Here is a 17,493-nt window from a genome sequence, read left to right on the forward strand (position 1 = left end):
ATTAAATTTGCGTCACCTTTGAAATTCTTTTCTCAAACAGACACTAAACGCGCATTTTGGGTCCATAAAATGGCGGTTTTTAAGGTGTGATCTGGGAAGTTTGGCGCCAATGCTTTGGCATATTGGGCCAGTTGGTGCTTATATTTGGGACTGATCTGTGCCGCCGTTTCGGGCACATTTTGATCGGACTTGAAGTCGACGATCAAGATTTCGTCTTCGCTAATCACCAGGCGGTCAATGCGCCCCGTGATGCGCGCCGGTGCGCCATCGATCTCCATATCTGCTGCGATGGCGACTTCGGCGCGGCTATCGTCAGCAAACAAAAATTTCAGCGTGTCTGCGCCCAATATATTGAGCGCTTTTTCAATGATTTCTTCATGTAATTCAGGGGCTTCTGGCAATATCAACGGCAATGCAATTTTGGCCAGGGCCTCCCGCTCGTCTTCGGCATAGTCGGGCAAATATTGCAACAGGGCATGCAGCGCATTGCCGCGCGCCATCGCCAATTTCGGCGGCAAGCCGACCGGACCATCTGTCGGCGCAATTGCGACGGACAACGATTCTTCCCCTTTCGATGGCTCGATGATGTCGCGCTTCACCGGTGGGGCTACAGGGGTCGAAATCTCCTTCGGCATGGTAGATCGAAGGTGCGCGATGGGTGTCGGCGTTGCGGGCACGTGTGTGACGCTGCCTTTGGGATAGATGGTGCCTTCCTCGCGCTCGTCACTGTGGTCATTTAACGCACCCTTGGCCATGTCATACCAGCTGGCGGGGCCGGATTTGGACGGTTTTTTCTCAACGCCTGTGAGATAGAGCTCGTCCTCAGCCCGTGTTAGCGCCACATAAAGTTTGCGGCGATATTCATCGAACTCTTTTTCCGCACGTTTTTCTTTCAGCATTGCCGCGGCTTCGGGCAGATTGGTCGCGCCGCCAATATTCCAGGCCAAAAAGCTTTGGTGCGGCAGTTCGGCAGGCACGTCGAGAAAGACGGGTGACGAATAATTGCGGCTATCCGGCACTTGCGTCGCGTCCAAGCAGATCACAATCGGTGCCTCAAGGCCTTTCGCCCCATGCACGGTCATCACCCGGATATTGTCTTTCACGTCGCTCAGCTCGCGCTTCACCTCTGCCGGAGACGCACGCATTTTGGTGAGAAAACCGATCAGACTCGATTGATCCTGCCGCTCATGCGCCAGCGCCATGGTCATAAACTCGCCGATCACATCGTCGATTTCCGGCCCCAAGCGGGCGTGCATTTTTTGCAAGCCCTTGTGCGCGTATAGGATAAAGGCGAAAAACTCGTATGGGCGGTCCACATCCAAGTGTGTGCGCCATTCGCGCAGGGTGGCATAGGCCTTTTCCGCCCAAACATGTGTTTTGGCAAATTGGCGCAAATGCGCCCAAAGCGGTCCTTTGGGGCGGTCGTGGCATAACGCGAAGAGTTGCTGCTCGCTGATGTCGAACAGGGGCGAGCGCAGCACTGTTGCCAGCCCCAAATCATCGGCCGGGTTGACCATCACGTCGCCGAGCACCAGTAAGTCCTTGACTGCGATATGATCGTTTACGACCAGCTTATCTTCGCCCAGATTGGGCAAATTGCGCTGTTTCAGCGCTTTGATCATTTCCTTGAAGAGCTTGCCGCGCGTTTGCACCAAGATCATGATGTCATCGGGCTTTACTGCACGATCATGGCCCGACAATTGCCGCCCCTTGGTCAACCAATCTTCAATTGTGCGTGCAACTTTTTGCGCCAGTTTCGCTTCCGGGCGCTGCTCGTGCCGAGATGCTTCGATGGGGTATTCATCCCGCGGCTCTGGCTTTTCGGCCGCAGGCTCGATTGGCCAAAGCGCAACAAACCCGGCTTTTGTGGTGCGGGCGGCGCGGTGGCTGGGCGCGGCCGCCACCCCGGCAAGACCTTTATGGTTTTGCTGCGCTTCAAACACCAAATCCACCGCGTCCAGAATTGGGCTTTGGGTCCGAAAAGAGGTTTGCAGCGGCACATCATGCCAAATCTGTTCGACTTCGCGGGCGCGGCGGGCAAAGCGTCGCCCCATTTCGCCGAACAGGCGCGGTTCCGCCCCTTGGAAGCTATAGATGGATTGTTTTTCGTCCCCCACCGCAAACAGGGTGCGCTTTTTTTGCACGGCCCCTTCGCCCGCAAAAAACTCTCTGGCAATGGCTTCAATAATGTCCCACTGCTCGGGGTTCGTGTCCTGGCTTTCATCCACCAGAATGTGGGTGATGCCTGCATCCAGTTTGTAAGCCACCCACGGCCCGTAGGCTTCATTGGCAAACAGGCGCTTTAATGCCAGAATCAAATCGTCAAAATCCAACTGCGCTTTGGCCTTTTTGCCCGCTTCATAAGCACCCATCACCGCTTCAGCCAGAGTGAGCAGCACTTTGGAATTGTCCAGCATGCGCGCCAGCTTTAGCTCTTCAAACAGGTCCGCCAATCGGTTCGCTTCATCTTCGATTTGCGCCGCTACTGCCGGATCTTTTTTGGCGATGCCGGCTGTGCCCTTCTTCGGTGTGCCCTTTTGCGTGAGCAGCGCACTGAAGGCTTGATCGATATTTGGCTGTGTGGGGTCGGCTGCCAACAAGCCGTCGGCGATGGTTTTGGCCAAATTTTGATGGCTCAGATGCTGGCCGACTGCGTGATATTCTGACTGCGGCAGAATCGCTTCGTTGATCACCTGATTGGTGACGGCATTTTCGCTCAGTTGCGGATCAATGTTCAAAAACCGGGCAAGATTGCCGATGGCCTTCTCTTTGAACATTAATAGCGTTTTCAGTTTCGCGCCTTCAGAGAGCAGTCGATCCAATGCTTCTTCGATCTGTGCATCGCTTGCCCGGGCAAATAGGACGTCTAGGAGGGGCGCAATCTGCTCCTTGCGATATCGCCCCGCCAGCACCCGCTCCCGCGCCTCCTGCATCATTTGTGTGCGATCGGCGTCTTCAATCACTTCAAAGTCAAACGGCACCCCCGCTTCCAGCGGAAAGCGGTGCAACACAGATTCGGCAAAGGCGTGAATGGTGTTGATTTTCAACCCGCCGGGGGTTTCCAATGCGAGGGCAAACAGCTGTTTGGCGCGGCGCAATTTGTCCGCGTCAGGACGATGGCCCGTCAGGTCCAACAGTTCGCTGCCCAGTTCAACATCGTCCATCAAAGCCCATTCGCCCAGCTTGTCGGTGACGCGAGCGCGCATTTCGGCAGCAGCGGCTTTGGTGTAGGTCAGGCACAAGATTTCATCTGGCGCGACGCCGTCGAGCAAAAGGCGCAGCACACGACGCGACAGCACGAAAGTTTTGCCCGATCCAGCATTGGCCGCCACCCAAGCATGCGCCTCGGGATTGGCGGCGCGTTTTTGCGCGTCAACTGTTTCTGGCGCGATATGAAGATCCTGCCGCATTATTGATCCTCCCCCTCAGGCGCCCATTCTTTGGCGCGGGCCAGATGATCATAATCGCCCTCAAACCGTTGTTCCGGCTTCGGATTGAGCTGCGCCACCATCGCGATATCATCGCGCAGCAACATCAATTCAGCAAAGCGCGAGAACCGTTCCCAATATTGATCCACCCAGGCGTCGGCATCCTGATTGGAAGGGAAATTGCTCACATTTAGCGTATCCGGTCCATGGGCCAGCTTGATATAGCGAAAAGCGCCGCTTTTGGCCCGCTCGACCCCTTCAAATCCGCCTTGCCGGGCAATCAGGCCCGCCATGGGCAATTGCGGGGCCATAAAGTTTTCCATGTCCTTCTTGCCCGGCACACCGCCGGTTTTAAAGTCGACAATTTCTAACGTACCGGACTGTGTTTGATCGACCCGGTCGGCGCGACCATGCAAGGTGAATGGTGTGCCCGCAATCTCCAGGGTAGCCTCACCGCGAATTTCGGCATGGCGCATGGCCAGATGCACATTATTGGTGGTTTCGTGGGCAAGGAAGGCCCTGGCGATGGCGTCAAACCGCTTAAGCCAAATGTCGCGTCGGTCCGCGACATCGGCCAAGCGTTCATATGCAACCGCGGCCAACTCCATCATTTTGGCGTGCGCGTCCGGCGCGGCACAATCATGCCCGTCGGCGATAAAGTCACCCAACACATCGTGGATCAAATTGCCGCGTTCGGCAAAATCAGGCGGCGCGCCCAACGGATCAAGCGGTTTTAGGCGAAGTACATGTTTGGCATAGATGGCGTAAGGATCGCGGAGCAGCGTTTCAATTTCAGTGATCGAAAGGCGACGTGGGCGCAATTCGGCGGGCGGCTGCGGCACAGGGCGCTGGGCGGGAGCTACCGTTTCCACGGCATCAATTTGCATGGCCCATGCTTTCAAATGCGCTGATCGCTCAGCCAGTTCAGCCTCACATTCTTTGCCGACAAATGCCAACAGACGCTTTAGGAAGCGCGACTGATCCGCGGGTGACGTGCCGCGCCGTTCGGCAAAGCACAACACAATTTCAGGTGAGCTGAGCGCCAGCAAAAAGTCGTGGGCGGCCAACCCCACTTTGCGTTCCGGCGGTTCGAGGCCAACAGCGATCTTCATACCGCGCGACATCCATGGTCCTGGATCTGCATCTTCGGGCCAAACGCCTTCGTTCAACCCCGCCAAAATCATCACATCTGCACTTTGCAATCGCGCTTCAACGCGGCCCCATATCTGCACGTCGTGGCGAGCCTGTTCCAAGGGGCGCACGGAAACTGAGCTCATTAAGAGCGTCATGGCAGACACGAACTGGCTGCCCGCAATGCGACTAAGGTCAATGCTGCCCGCGGCCAACTCCTTTAGCCAATCTTGCAATTGATCATAGCCGTGCGGCAAGTGCGGCTTGCCCTGATCATCAGCGATCACTTGCGCAATAATATCGGGCAGCGCCCGTGCAATAGACAAGAGCCCCGGCGTACCCGCCGCAAAGGGCGCGATCAGAGGCGCCAGGATGCGTTCCATATCGGTCAACAGCACGGTAAGCGCTTCTGCCTCTTCAGCCGACAAGCGCCGTTGACGTGGGGCTGGATCGTGATGGGCTTTATGCACGGCGTCCATCAGACCATCAAGGCCGGGCTTCCCCCGCATGCCGCGCAGGATTGAGAGGTCGATTGTTTCGCGCAAGGCGGACAATGTGCCACGATCCCGCCCGAAACAGACAGACGAATGGATCAGTAGTCCCACCACATCAATCGCAGTAAACTCGGCATGCACCATTTGCAACAATTGCCGCACCAAGCGTCCAGCCGGACTTTGGCTCAACGGCACACCGGCGCTATCGTCGACAGAGATGTCAAAGCGATGCAGTTCAGCAATGATTTGGCGGGCCTGATCCCGATCCGGCGCGATGATGCCGACAGATTTACGATTGGCCAAAGCCTCGCGCGTGGCCATCGCGATGGCGCGACTTTCCAACGCCTCATTGGGCATCGACAAGAGACTGATTTGATCTGTGGCGGCGACCATCTCTTCCCCGATTTCGCCGCGCTGATCATGCCATTGCGCCGTATTTTCGGCACTGGCCAGCGCGCGATGCAGCACCTGCGCGCGGCCCCGCCCGGCATGGAACAGTTCCTCAACATCCGCCGGCCCGGCATTAAAACTGCGTAAAAGCTTGGCCATGCCAAATTGCGGATGGGCGTGGGCTTTGTTCTGCGGCTCCAGCAAATAGCTAAAATCGTCCACTGACATCGCGGCGTCAAAACCAGGCAGGACCAGCGCACCATTCGGCAATTGGCTGATTTCGGCCAGAAAGCGGGCATTGGCCGGCACCGAGCCGGTGGAACCGGCCGCGATTACAGGCCGATTGCCATACCGCAATTTTAAGGATTGTTGCGCCAGCGCGAACTTTTCGCGACGCACGGTGGCAGCTTCCTGTACGCCTAATTCTTCGAGATATAGCGGCCAGTTTTCGGTGACGATCTGAATGAAATTGAGGCTTTGCTGCCAATTCTCTGCCAGCTCATCAGGCACCAATTGGCTTAGCGCGCTGTAATCAATTTCTTCGGTGAGAAAATCATCCAACAATTGCCCAAGTGATTGGGCCATGGCCAAAATTTCCGCAGCACTTGGGGGAGAAGCAAACCCGACTTGCTTCGCCTTTTCAGCTTGGTGTGCCCACCCCTCAATCAAGCGCGCGAGAAACAAGGTCCGCTCGGTTTTTGACGCGGCGTTGGTTGTGCTTAAATCTGGCTCTGCGAAGAACGCGTTTTCCACTTCATCGCTTTCGCCCAATGTATAAATATTGGGCAGCAAAGCCGCGCCACCCAGCTGCTCGAGTAAAATGTCGATCAGCGCCAAACGCGCACGTTTTGTGGGTAAATAAATGGTAATGTCAGACAGCCAGAACGGCCCCTCGCGCGGCCAATCAGGCGTAAGGGTGCCTTGCATTATATGCGTGGCCAGCACCTTGAGAAAAGGCGCATCTGGCGCGATGGTGAAAAGCGAGCGCCGCATCATGTCCTTTAGATTAGTTTGATGCCGCTATCTGATCCGGATTCGACAAGATGAGCAAGGGCTTCAAGGCGCGTTGGATCGCCCCAGACATGTAATGTGCGGCCTTCCAACATTTCAGAAATCAAATGCAGGGACAGGTTGAAGGTCGCCCGCTCGACAAGACCAGGCAAGCGTTCGGGCCACTCGATCAACAAGACCGCCTGATCATCATCAAATAAGCCCAGTTCTTGAGCTTCGCTTTCGTCACTCAAACGATAAAGATCAGCATGAAGAAAAGATTGATTGGGCAATTGGTAATTTTGCACCAACGAGAAAGTTGGGCTCGGCACTTCTAACTCAGGATCATTTGCAGCGTGGCGCAGCAGTGCGCGCGCTAAAAAGCTTTTACCAGCTCCTAAATCCCCGGTGAGGGTGACGATATCTCCCGGTTGCATCAGGGAATAGAGCATCTTTGCAAAGTCGAGCGTTGCGCGTTCGCTTACAAGAATTATTGATAGTTGGTCATCATGGATCATTTATTCGGCTGCGCCTTTGGCCACCTGTTCCGTTGGTAGGTTGACCGTAACTTTAGTGCCGCTCGGCTGCAAGCGTTCAATCGCGACAGTGCCGCCATGCATATGCACAAAGGTCTTTACAATCGAAAGACCCAGCCCTGCTCCACGCTGACGGCCTTCAACGGCACGGCCTTCGAATCGGTCAAAGACCGAGGCAATAATGTCGTCTGGAATGCCTGCGCCTTCATCCTCCACAACAAACAGGATGCGGCCGCCGCGCTCAAACACATTCAAGCTCACCCGCGCACCTGGGTCCGAATAGCGCACCGCGTTGGACAGAAGATTATAAAGTACCTGCACAATCCGCGTGCCGTCGGCAACAAAAGTCGGCAAATTGTCGGCAATGGAGATCTCAAGATTGATCGGCACCTCATCGCGGCCCACTTGCAATGCGGCCAGCACGCCTTTGCGCGCCTTTTCAACCAGCGACGGCACATCAAGCACTTCGGTCTGCAATTCGGCAATGCCCGCATCAATCGTTGTGAGATCCAAAATATTGTCGATCAGCAAGCCCAATGAGCTTGAGGACGCGCGGATAAAGTCGGTGTAGTCTTTTTGCTTTTCCGTAAGCGGGCCGGCGGCTTCGCTGGCCAACAGATCGGCAAAGCCAATAATATTGGTCAAAGGTGATCGGAACTCATAAGAGATATTTTGCACGAATGCATCTTTGAGCTTATCCGCTGTCTCCAGCGCCTCATTGCGTTCCTTCAGCACTTTTTCGAACGATGCCCCTTCCGTCACATCAACGAAAGTGACAAGGGTTTGGCTGTCGGGCAGCCGCACAATGGCATAGTCGATTAGCCGATTATCTGAACGTACAATGCGGCCCTTTTTATCGTGGCGCTCTGTGTCTAAATCCAAAATATCAGATTTTAGATCGCCCCAAATGCGCGCGCCATCCTCGGGCAGTGTTTCAGCGCTGATGGAGGCGATGTCGGCGATATGGGTTTGCTTATCCAGCTTGTTCATCGGCAATTTCCAAATGCGCGAGAGCTGCGCATTGTGGAGCTTCAAACGCCCGTCTGTGCCGAACACCGCCACTGCCTCGGACAAGGCGTTCAATGTTTCGTCCTGCACATGAATGAGCGCATTGTACCGACTTTCGAGGGCAAGCTGCTCGGTCACATTGTGATAAACATAGATGACGCCGCGCTCATGTGGCGCGGGTGAAGCGATGACATTCAGCGCTTGGCCACTGGGCAAATGCCACATGGTTTCGCGGGTTTTCTTCAACCCATAAGCTTCCAAATGCTGCGCACGCCACTTTTTGTAATCCGGTTCCATCGGCAATTTGCCTTGGGTGCGCAGGCGATCCAAAATGGCCTTTTCGCTCGGTTGCGTTTCGAGCCATTGAATATCCATTTCCCAAAACTCAGCAAACGCCTTGTTGAAATGGGTCAGCTGCGCGGCACCATCGAATACGGCGACAGGCGTGCGCAGTTCGTTGATGGCGGCGGTGAGAAAACTTGCTTTGGGATCGTTGCGCTCTTCATTGGAGGCAAGGCCCTGCACCGCATAGCCTGCCGCGCCGTCCGAAAGTTTGAACAAAGTCACGTCAAGCACGCCAAACTCTTCGTGCTCCTCGGTAACCGAAAGTGGTCCACCATCCAGCGGATCCAAACGACGATGTCGTGCCAACGCCTCATCATCAAACAGTTCTGGAATCGGTTGATCTGGTTCCAGACCAGCGCCGCCCAAGGCGAGCTTGAGATAGGCGGCATTGACTTTGACCAACTGCCCTTGGAAATTGCGCACCCATGCGGGGTGGTTAAACTTATCGATGAGCGCCGCATAGGTTTCGATGGTGGGCACATTGTTGCGTGTTTCCGCCAATACATATGGCTCATCCACTTCAACCTCGCGTGGCGAAATGCGGATCAGCGGTTTGCCCGCAACCACGCGACCGGAAATGCGATAATCCCGGTCCCCTAAACCCGGTGCACGATATTCAAATTCGCGCCCTTGCGCTTGCAACTCGTCCAATTTGAACGAGACTTCAATCGCCGCTTTTGAATCGAGCCAGGCCTTAAAGTCCAATACATCATCAACTGTGGTGCATGACGGAATTGTTGCATGGATGGGGCCGATTGAATCCGCTTTTTTGGCTTCACCGCGCCAAATCAGAGTCACCTCGCGCATGCCATGCAAGATTGCGCCTTTTTCATCCAAAGCTGCGCTTAGCTCAGCCAATTGACGCTGGCTCTTTACGCGCATTATCTCCGCTTTTCGATATTGCCGAAGCGCCAGATATGTGGTGACACCGCCACATAGGAGTGCCCCCAGCGCTATTGCTAGCGGTGTGGTGGAAATCAGTTGTGCTGTGGAGATGTCTGTTTGGGCAAGGGCTGGTTTTGCCGCCAGCATAGCAAGGGTTGCGCAACCAAGTTTCGCGACTCCTTTGTTAATCCGGAATGTGACCGGCGTCATTTCTTGCCCCTTAAAAACAAATCGCTGCCCGCTCAGCGAATCACTTCACCATACCGCCTCGGCGAATCTGCCAACAAGAGTCAAAATGCGTTTTGGCCAAAAAAAAGGGACGTTTTACACGTCCCTTTTAATAAATCTCTGCAAATGAATCTTAATAGCGATATTGCTCTGATTTGAACGGGCCGTTTTGCTCAACGCCGATATAGTCGGCCTGCTCTTTTGACAATTTGGTGAGCTTTGCGCCCAACTTATCCAAATGCAGCGCAGCAACTTTTTCATCCAAATGCTTGGGCAGCACATAGACCTTGTTGTCATATTTATCGCCATGGGCGAACAGTTCAATCTGCGCCAATGTCTGGTTAGCAAAAGAAGCGCTCATCACAAAGCTAGGGTGGCCCGTAGCGTTGCCCAAATTCACCAAACGGCCTTGCGACAACAAGATCATCCGGTTGCCCTGTGGAAACTCAATCATATCCACTTGTGGCTTGATGTTGGTCCATTTTTGGTTGCGCAAGGCAGAGACCTGAATCTCATTATCAAAGTGACCAATATTGGCAACGATCGCCATGTCTTTCAGGCGGCGCATATGATCCAGCGTCAGAATATCCTTGTTGCCGGTCGCAGTGACCACGATGTCGGCGCGTTGAATATCGTCTTCCAAAGTCACCACTTCGTAGCCATCCATGGCGGCTTGCAGCGCACAAATCGGATCAACTTCGGTGACCATTACGCGGGCACCAGCGCCACGCAATGAAGCGGCAGAGCCTTTGCCCACATCGCCATAGCCGCAAACGATGGCAACTTTGCCTGCCATCATCACATCGGTGCCACGACGGATCGCATCAACCAAGCTCTCGCGACAACCATATTTGTTGTCGAATTTCGACTTGGTGACGCTGTCATTCACATTGATCGCAGGGAACGGCAATTCGCCTTTTTCCTGCAGCTGATACAAGCGGATCACGCCGGTGGTGGTTTCTTCGGACACGCCCTTAAGGCTCTCACGAACGCGGGAATAGAAGGTCGCGTCTTTGGCCAGGCGCTTTTTGATGGTGGCCACGAAAACTTCTTCTTCCTCGTTGGACGGATTGTCCAATACAGAGGGATCTGTTTCGGCCTTGGCCCCATTAAGGATCAACATGGTGGCATCGCCGCCATCGTCCAAAATCATATTGGCCAGTTCGCCATTGTCGAATTCAAACAAGCGGTCTGCAAAGTCCCAATATTCTTCCAGAGTTTCGCCTTTGTGGGCGAACACCGGAATACCTGCCGCAGCAATTGCTGCTGCTGCGTGATCTTGTGTTGAGTAAATGTTGCAAGATGCCCAGCGCACTTCTGCGCCCAATGCCACCAATGTCTCAATCAAAACAGCGGTTTGAATGGTCATGTGCAATGACCCGGCGATGCGTGCGCCCTTAAGCGGCTTGGACGCGGCAAACTCTTCACGGATGGCCATCAAACCAGGCATTTCTACCTCAGCCATTTCGATTTCCTTGCGGCCGTAATCAGCAAGGCTCAGGTCTTTTACGGCATATTCTTGGGTCAACGCGCTCATTCACGGGTCTCCTTAAAATCAATTTGCCCGTGTTATAACCTTGAAAGGTTGACCATTCAATAAAGATATAAAGATTTATTTATATGACCTACTAATCGCTGAATTTGAGGCGGTTGCGGCGGCGAAAGGGTAGCCGTGCCACACCCCATCCAAAAGCCGCGGTGAGCCAAGCCAGCGCCCCGCCTATGGCACCAAAAGCACCCCCTTCAGCATTTAGCGGCACCGAGATGTCATATTGCGCCCAGGTTGCCTCAGCCAATTCGGGATCGAAATATTGTACAAAGCCAGCCGCCTGTTCAAAAGCGTTGGCGTTTTGCAATGCTTGCTGGTGGGCAGTTAGCTTATCGTAGCGGATAAACACTTCGCGCATGGAGAGACCTTGCTTGACCAAAAATTCATCGCCAGCGCGATCATAGGTTTCCAGCGCGTCTTGGCGTGACAGGTTTTGCTCGGCGGCATCCTGATCAAAGCGAAGAATAATTGTGCGCAATTCGTTGATAGCCCCATCAAGGCGCTGTTCATATTGGCTGGTAAAGCCGGGGAATTGCGCCCCTACCACCGCACCAATTGAGAAAAAAACGATATAAAACAAGCCGCGCATGCGCTCTCCAATCTGCTTCGATTTACATATTGGCACGCAATGAGGATAATTCAAATATGGATCGCGCGTCAGGAAACGCCTTGGTCGTCAGCCTCGGTATCTTCATCAAAGCCATTTTCGACCAATTGCACCAGAGCATCCAGTGCTTCGCGGGCTTGCCTTCCCTTGGTTTTGACCAAGATGGTGGAGCCCGGCCCCGCCGCCAAGAGCATTAATCCCATGATGGAACTGCCGCCCACTGTTTGGCCATCGCGGGTGACGCTGATCTCTGCATCAAAACATTCAGATGTGCGGGCGAAGCGCGCCGATGCGCGGGCATGAAGCCCGCGTCGGTTGCATATGCGCAGGAGTTGCCCAAATGATTTTTCTGGATGCGACGAATTTGGCATGCGCTCGGACTACACACCTCCGAGCACGTCATTGGCCACGTTGATATATTTGCGCCCGGCTTCTTGCGCTTCGTGCACCGCAGTGTTCATATCCAGATCAGGACGCACACGGGCCAGTTTCACCAACATTGGCAAATTGACACCGGCAATCACTTCTACTTCCCGGTTTTCCATCACCGAAATAGCGAGATTGGATGGCGTACCCCCAAACATATCGGTGAGAATCACCACACCCTGGCCAGAATCCACATCGTGCACCGACGTTAAGATATCCTGCCGCCGCACCTCCATGTCATCGTCGGGCCCGATGCACACTGCTGCGCATTGTTCCTGCGGTCCCACCACATGTTCCAGCGCAGCCTTAAACTCATCCGCCAATGCCCCATGGGTCACAAGCACCATACCGATCATATTTTTTGCCCCTTGATCACGCCGCAGCGCCGTTTACTCACTTCGAAAGTCTAGCGGCAATCCGTGATGACACCAACTTTTTTTTGCAGCCTAATTGCCGCGATTTTTGATCTTGCGCAAGGCCTCAAGCACCAGCAGGCGTTGATGGACAGAATCAATCAAGCCACGCGATGGGACCGGCACACGGTCTAACTTGACGCCCAAAAGCTCAGTTTCAAATTCTTCATTTTCTGGCATCCTGTCCATTTCACTTGAAATATCGACGACAAGTTGAATGGAATGTCGCTCGATCACGGGCCGGTCCACAATGCCAAAGCCCCGCAATTCTATTTGGCCTTTAATCTGCTCCGGTGCACTAGCAATAAGCTCACCATTGTCCGCTTCAATGAGAATGCGATCATCGGAAATCAGCCCTGATTCTTTCCCCCGAGATTCTGCTCTGTCCATCAAATCGAAGGACAAAAGCGATTTGCCTGCGCCGCTTTCTCCACGGATCAAAACCCCCGTGCCGTCATAAACAATTCCAGTCGCAAAAATATTTTCAGTATGTTCCGCCATTAAATCCCCTCCTATTCGGCGCGTGGTAGTCTAACAATAAACACTGCACCAGACCTATCGTTGCGGTTATGGGCGTTAATATCCCCTAAATGTGCATCCACGATCTGCTTGGAAATAGATAGGCCCAGACCTGAATGATCGCCAAAGCTCTCACCGTCTGGCCGATCCGTATAAAAACGTTGAAAGACCTTGTTGGTATCTCCCCGAATGCCACGGCCCTCATCCAACACGCGCAACTCGACCCAATTGCCATCTGCCGCCAATTGCACGGTTACAGTCGCGCCTTCTGGCGAAAATGAAACTGCATTGTCGACCAAATTGGTCACGACTTGTGCCAACCGTGAATCATGGCCAACGATTTCGCAAGAGGCGCCATCCAGATTATTTTGCAACTCAATCTTCACCTGGCGTTTCGCCGCATTATCCTCTTGGATGCTGATGATGGTTTCGGTCAGGTTTAAAAGATCCACTTTGTCGGCAGTTTCCCGCGCCAATTCGGCATCCAACCGCGACGCATTGGAGATGTCAGAAATCAACCGATCCAGGCGCCGGACATCATGCTGGATGATGCTGGCCAATCGTTTTCGATCTGCGTCCTTTTTCGCCAAAGGCAAAGTTTCCACCGCGCTGCGCAACGAGGTTAGCGGGTTTTTCAACTCATGGGCGACATCGGCAGCAAAGCTTTCAATGGCTTCAATCCGATTATAAAGGGCGTTGGTCATCTCACGCAGGGAACCCGACAGGTGGCCGATTTCATCGGGCCGTTGCGTATAGTCGGGAATTTCCTCGCGATCTTTGATTGAGCGGCGCACCCTTTGGGCAGCCGCAGACAAACGCCGCATCGGCCCTGCAATGGTGCTGGCCAACAAGAGCGACACCATGGTTGTGATGGTGGCCGCAATCATAAAGATACGCACCACGTTCCAGCGCTCTTTTTCGACGATGATATCAATGGTGCCCGGTTGGGTGGAGAGGAGCAACACCCCTACATTGGCCCGCAACCGTTTGACCGGCACGGCCACAGACACGACCAACCGATCGCTTGCATCCACGCGCACAATGGAAGCAGCCGCGCCAGACATGGCAGAGGCCACTTCTGGATATTTGGTGCCCTCAGTGGAGCCATATTCTTGATAGCGTGGGAACTCACGCGCGGCCAGGCTGCGGAAGAAACGGTTGACCCATTCGATCAAAAAGAAACTTTCCCGCTGGGCCGCTTGCGGCGCGGTGCCCAGCACCTCGCCCTGGATATAAAGATCTTCACTGTCCAAAATCATCAGCCCATTGCGGTCATAAATGCGGGCGCGCGTGCCCGTCGGCGTGATCAAGTTGCGCAATAACGGCGCCACGCGCTCGGGGTTGATGGGGAATTCCAAACTGGGATCAAAAAAGCTCAGCGTTGAAAGTGGTGCATCGCCTTGCAGCTGCAGGAATTTATCTGGATCAAGGGTGATCACATCGCTATCGACCGTGGCCGATGCAGCGATGGCGCCTGCGATGATTTCGCCTTGCACGCGCAAACTATCCACTTGCGCATTGATGAGGCCAGAGCGCCACTGCGTCTGGTTGATGATGGCGCCGACCAACGCCGCCAACGCCACCACATTGAGAATGACAATGCGGCGGGTGAGCGACGAAAAAATGGTGAAAGACAGCCAACGGCGCACAGCGCGGTAGGTCAGGATGAGTGGATTGGTCTTTTTGGGTCGGCGTGCGGGTTGATCAGCATACCCGTCGTCGTTGGCATGGGCCGATGGCTTATCATGCTCATGGCCCGGGGTGTTATCGTCTTCACCGTGTGCTGATTTTTCCAGCGTCAAAAAGCCTATTGCTCCTTAAATCGATAGCCAACCCCGTAGAGGGTTTCGATCATATCGAATTCTTTGTCAACGACGCGGAATTTTTTGCGTAAGCGCTTGATATGGCTATCAATCGTTCTGTCGTCGACATAGACCTGATCATCATAAGCGGCATCCATTAAGCTGTCACGGCTTTTCACCACGCCGGGGCGTTGCGCCAAAGCGAACAGAATCAAGAACTCGGTCACTGTCAGCGTTACGTTTTTCCCATCCCATGTGCAGGTATGGCGCTCCTGATCCATGGCCAAGCGTCCACGCTCGATCATCGATTTGCCTTGTGGCTGGTCGGCATTGCCGCCCGCAGATTGGGTTTCATTGCGGGCTTGGGCGCGGCGCAAAATGGCTTTTACGCGCTCCACCAGCAAACGCTGCGAGAATGGTTTGGTGATAAAATCGTCTGCACCCATCTTGAGGCCAAACAACTCATCAATCTCATCATCCTTTGAGGTAAGGAAAATTACAGGCACGTCCGATTTTTGGCGCAGACGGCGCAACAATTCCATGCCATCCATACGTGGCATCTTAATGTCCAAAATCGCCAGGTCCGGCATGTCCGAGGTAAGGCCCTCAAGCCCGGACGCCCCGTCGGTATATGTGTTAACGCGATAGCCTTCGGCTTCCAATGTCATGGACACGGAGGCCAGAATGTTTTGGTCGTCATCAACCAATGCAATTTTAGGCATTTATCGTCCCTTTCGTTCGGCTCAATGGAACATAACATAAGCCGTGGCTTTTCGTTCCAGCCTGCAAGCCGAATTTTTTTAATTCTCTTCGCCTCTTAGCTCACAAAATGCGCACAAATTGTGTCCTTTGCAATGATTGGCGCACGATTTACCGCAGCAATTTCTCTAACGACATTGTGGTTAACCGTCCAAACTTTGACTAAGCCTTTATAATTACAAATATTTTTTCGCTCAAATTGACCTTAGACGAAGGTATTAAGACCTATCTCTAAATGAAAAACGATGCCTGCATCTGTAGGTTGGCAGCAGGAACTGGGCTTTGGCATTTTTAAAATTGTCCCAGCGAATTTTCAACAACCACATGGAATAGAGCGATGAGCACGATCACGCGGGCCGACGTTAACGCAAAAATCAAGTCACTGGCGGCCAATCTCTCGTTTAACGACAAGGCGCCCAAACTGGTTGAAAAAGCCTTGGCGCGAAATGAAGTAGAGCTGAGCGCAGATGGTGCGGTTGTGGCGACAACAGGTCAGCATACTGGCCGTTCTGCCAACGACAAATTCATCGTTGATGATGCGCTGACCCACGACACGGTGTGGTGGGACAATGCGAAATCCATGACGCCAGAGAAATTCGATATTTTGTTGTCAGACATGCTGGCGAGCGCAGAGAACAAAGATTTGTTCGTGCAGCAGCTTTACGCCGGTGCAGATGTGAGCCAGCAATTGAATGTTGAAGTGTTCACCGAGAATGCCTGGCATGCTCTGTTCATCCGCAATTTGTTGATCCGCCCAGCGCTAAACGCACTGAGTGACTTCGATGCCAATGTGACCATTGTGCATATGCCATCCTTCAAAGCGGACCCAGCGCGCCATGGCACGCGGTCTGAAACAGTTATTGCGCTCGATTTCAGTCGCAATATGGTGGTGATTGGCGGCACATTCTATGCCGGCGAAATCAAGAAGTCCGTATTCTCCCTGTTCAACTTCCATGCGCCACAAAATGGCGTGTTGCCGATGCACTGCTCTGCCAACATTGGTGAAGCGGGCGACACTGCCCTGTTCTTTGGCCTTTCCGGCACTGGCAAAACCACGCTTTCAACCGATCCAAATCGGGTGTTGATCGGCGATGATGAGCACGGCTGGACTGCTGATGGCGTGTTTAACCTTGAGGGCGGTTGCTACGCCAAAACCATCAATTTGTCGCGGCAAGCTGAACCTGAAATCTTTGCTGCTACGGAACGTTTCGGTACGGTGCTGGAAAATGTGATTTTGGACGAAGAGACATTGAAGCCTGATTTCAATGACGGGTCCCTGACTGAAAACACACGGGCAGCCTATCCGCTCACCGCGCTCGACAATGTGTCGCGCACCGGCATTGGCCCTGTGCCCAAAACAGTGATGCTGTTGACGGCTGACGCGTTTGGCGTCTTGCCTCCAATTGCACGGCTGACACCTGAGCAAGCAATTTATCACTTCTTGTCTGGCTACACCGCAAAAGTGGCGGGTACTGAGCGTGGTGTTACTGAGCCACAAGCCACTTTCTCCGCGTGCTTTGGCGCCCCGTTCATGTCCTTGCACCCAAGTGTTTATGGCAAGATGCTGAAGAAACAAATTCGCGATAGCTTGGCGGAATGCTGGTTGTTGAACACCGGCTGGACCGGCGGCGCCTATGGCACAGGCAAGCGGATCTCTATTAAAGACACACGCACATTGCTCTCTGCAGCATTGACTGGTGAGTTGGTGAACGCGGAGATGCGGGTTGATCCGATCTTCGGGTTTGAGGTGCCAACAGCAGTCGATGGTGTTGCCCCTCAATTGCTGACACCACGTGCCACATGGGCCGATGTTGATGCCTATGATGCGCAAGCTGAGAAGTTGGTCAAATTGTTTGAAGAAAACTTCAAGAAGTTTGGGGCCAGCGCTATTGAATTGGCCAATGCCGGACCGAAATTGGCCGCTGCATAATTTTACAACAGTTCATCCTCCCTTAATATGGCTCCTTCGGGAGCCATTTTTTT

At 53.7% G+C, this 17,493-nt stretch carries 12 protein-coding genes; 1 reads left to right on the forward strand and 11 read right to left on the reverse strand.

What is annotated here, in order from left to right; translation table 11 throughout:
• Window positions 1–32: 32 nt before the first annotated feature.
• From addA to G549_RS0114270, 11 genes are all read right to left on the reverse strand, one after another.
• Complete coding sequence (addA, locus tag G549_RS0114220; RefSeq protein WP_027835579.1) at window positions 33–3,410, reverse strand: double-strand break repair helicase AddA; 3,378 nt, start codon at window positions 3,408–3,410, stop codon at window positions 33–35.
• Window positions 3,410–6,436 (reverse strand): double-strand break repair protein AddB, encoded by a 3,027-nt coding sequence (gene addB, locus G549_RS0114225; protein ID WP_169449657.1) that lies wholly within the window; start codon window positions 6,434–6,436, stop codon window positions 3,410–3,412. The genes addA and addB overlap by 1 nt, the downstream gene beginning before the upstream one ends.
• 8 nt (window positions 6,437–6,444) lie before the next feature.
• On the reverse strand, window positions 6,445–6,951 hold the full coding sequence (gene tsaE / locus G549_RS20470) for a tRNA (adenosine(37)-N6)-threonylcarbamoyltransferase complex ATPase subunit type 1 TsaE (RefSeq protein ID WP_051213879.1): 507 nt from the start codon (window positions 6,949–6,951) through the stop codon (window positions 6,445–6,447).
• Window positions 6,952–9,354 (reverse strand): sensor histidine kinase, encoded by a 2,403-nt coding sequence (locus tag G549_RS20475; RefSeq protein WP_051213881.1) that lies wholly within the window; start codon window positions 9,352–9,354, stop codon window positions 6,952–6,954.
• Between the two features lie 214 nt (window positions 9,355–9,568).
• The gene (gene ahcY / locus G549_RS0114240) at window positions 9,569–10,972 is read right to left on the reverse strand and encodes an adenosylhomocysteinase (protein WP_027835581.1); all 1,404 of its coding nucleotides are present in this window, start codon (window positions 10,970–10,972) and stop codon (window positions 9,569–9,571) included.
• A gap of 91 nt (window positions 10,973–11,063) precedes the next feature.
• A complete protein-coding gene (locus G549_RS20480) occupies window positions 11,064–11,573 on the reverse strand; it encodes a DUF2937 family protein (RefSeq protein WP_051213883.1) in 510 nt (169 codons plus the stop codon).
• 68 nt (window positions 11,574–11,641) lie between these two features.
• Window positions 11,642–11,962 (reverse strand): HPr family phosphocarrier protein, encoded by a 321-nt coding sequence (locus G549_RS0114250; protein ID WP_051213885.1) that lies wholly within the window; start codon window positions 11,960–11,962, stop codon window positions 11,642–11,644.
• A 9-nt stretch (window positions 11,963–11,971) separates the two neighbouring features.
• Window positions 11,972–12,373 (reverse strand): PTS sugar transporter subunit IIA, encoded by a 402-nt coding sequence (locus tag G549_RS0114255; RefSeq protein WP_027835584.1) that lies wholly within the window; start codon window positions 12,371–12,373, stop codon window positions 11,972–11,974.
• A 90-nt stretch (window positions 12,374–12,463) separates the two neighbouring features.
• On the reverse strand, window positions 12,464–12,931 hold the full coding sequence (locus tag G549_RS0114260; RefSeq protein ID WP_027835585.1) for an HPr kinase/phosphorylase: 468 nt from the start codon (window positions 12,929–12,931) through the stop codon (window positions 12,464–12,466).
• 11 nt (window positions 12,932–12,942) lie between these two features.
• Window positions 12,943–14,751 carry a stimulus-sensing domain-containing protein gene (locus G549_RS20485; protein ID WP_246778383.1) on the reverse strand — a complete coding sequence of 603 codons (1,809 nt, stop codon included), beginning with the start codon at window positions 14,749–14,751 and terminating at the stop codon, window positions 12,943–12,945.
• Between the two features lie 5 nt (window positions 14,752–14,756).
• The gene (locus G549_RS0114270; protein ID WP_027835586.1) at window positions 14,757–15,473 is read right to left on the reverse strand and encodes a response regulator transcription factor; all 717 of its coding nucleotides are present in this window, start codon (window positions 15,471–15,473) and stop codon (window positions 14,757–14,759) included.
• Between the two features lie 374 nt (window positions 15,474–15,847).
• On the opposite strand from G549_RS0114270, the gene G549_RS0114275 reads away from it, so the two are divergent.
• Entirely contained in the window at window positions 15,848–17,440 is a 1,593-nt protein-coding gene (locus tag G549_RS0114275) for a phosphoenolpyruvate carboxykinase (RefSeq protein WP_051213887.1), read from the forward strand.
• Window positions 17,441–17,493 lie beyond the last annotated feature (53 nt).

Source organism: Maritalea myrionectae DSM 19524 (assembly GCF_000423365.1).
Classification (GTDB): domain Bacteria; phylum Pseudomonadota; class Alphaproteobacteria; order Rhizobiales; family Devosiaceae; genus Maritalea; species Maritalea myrionectae.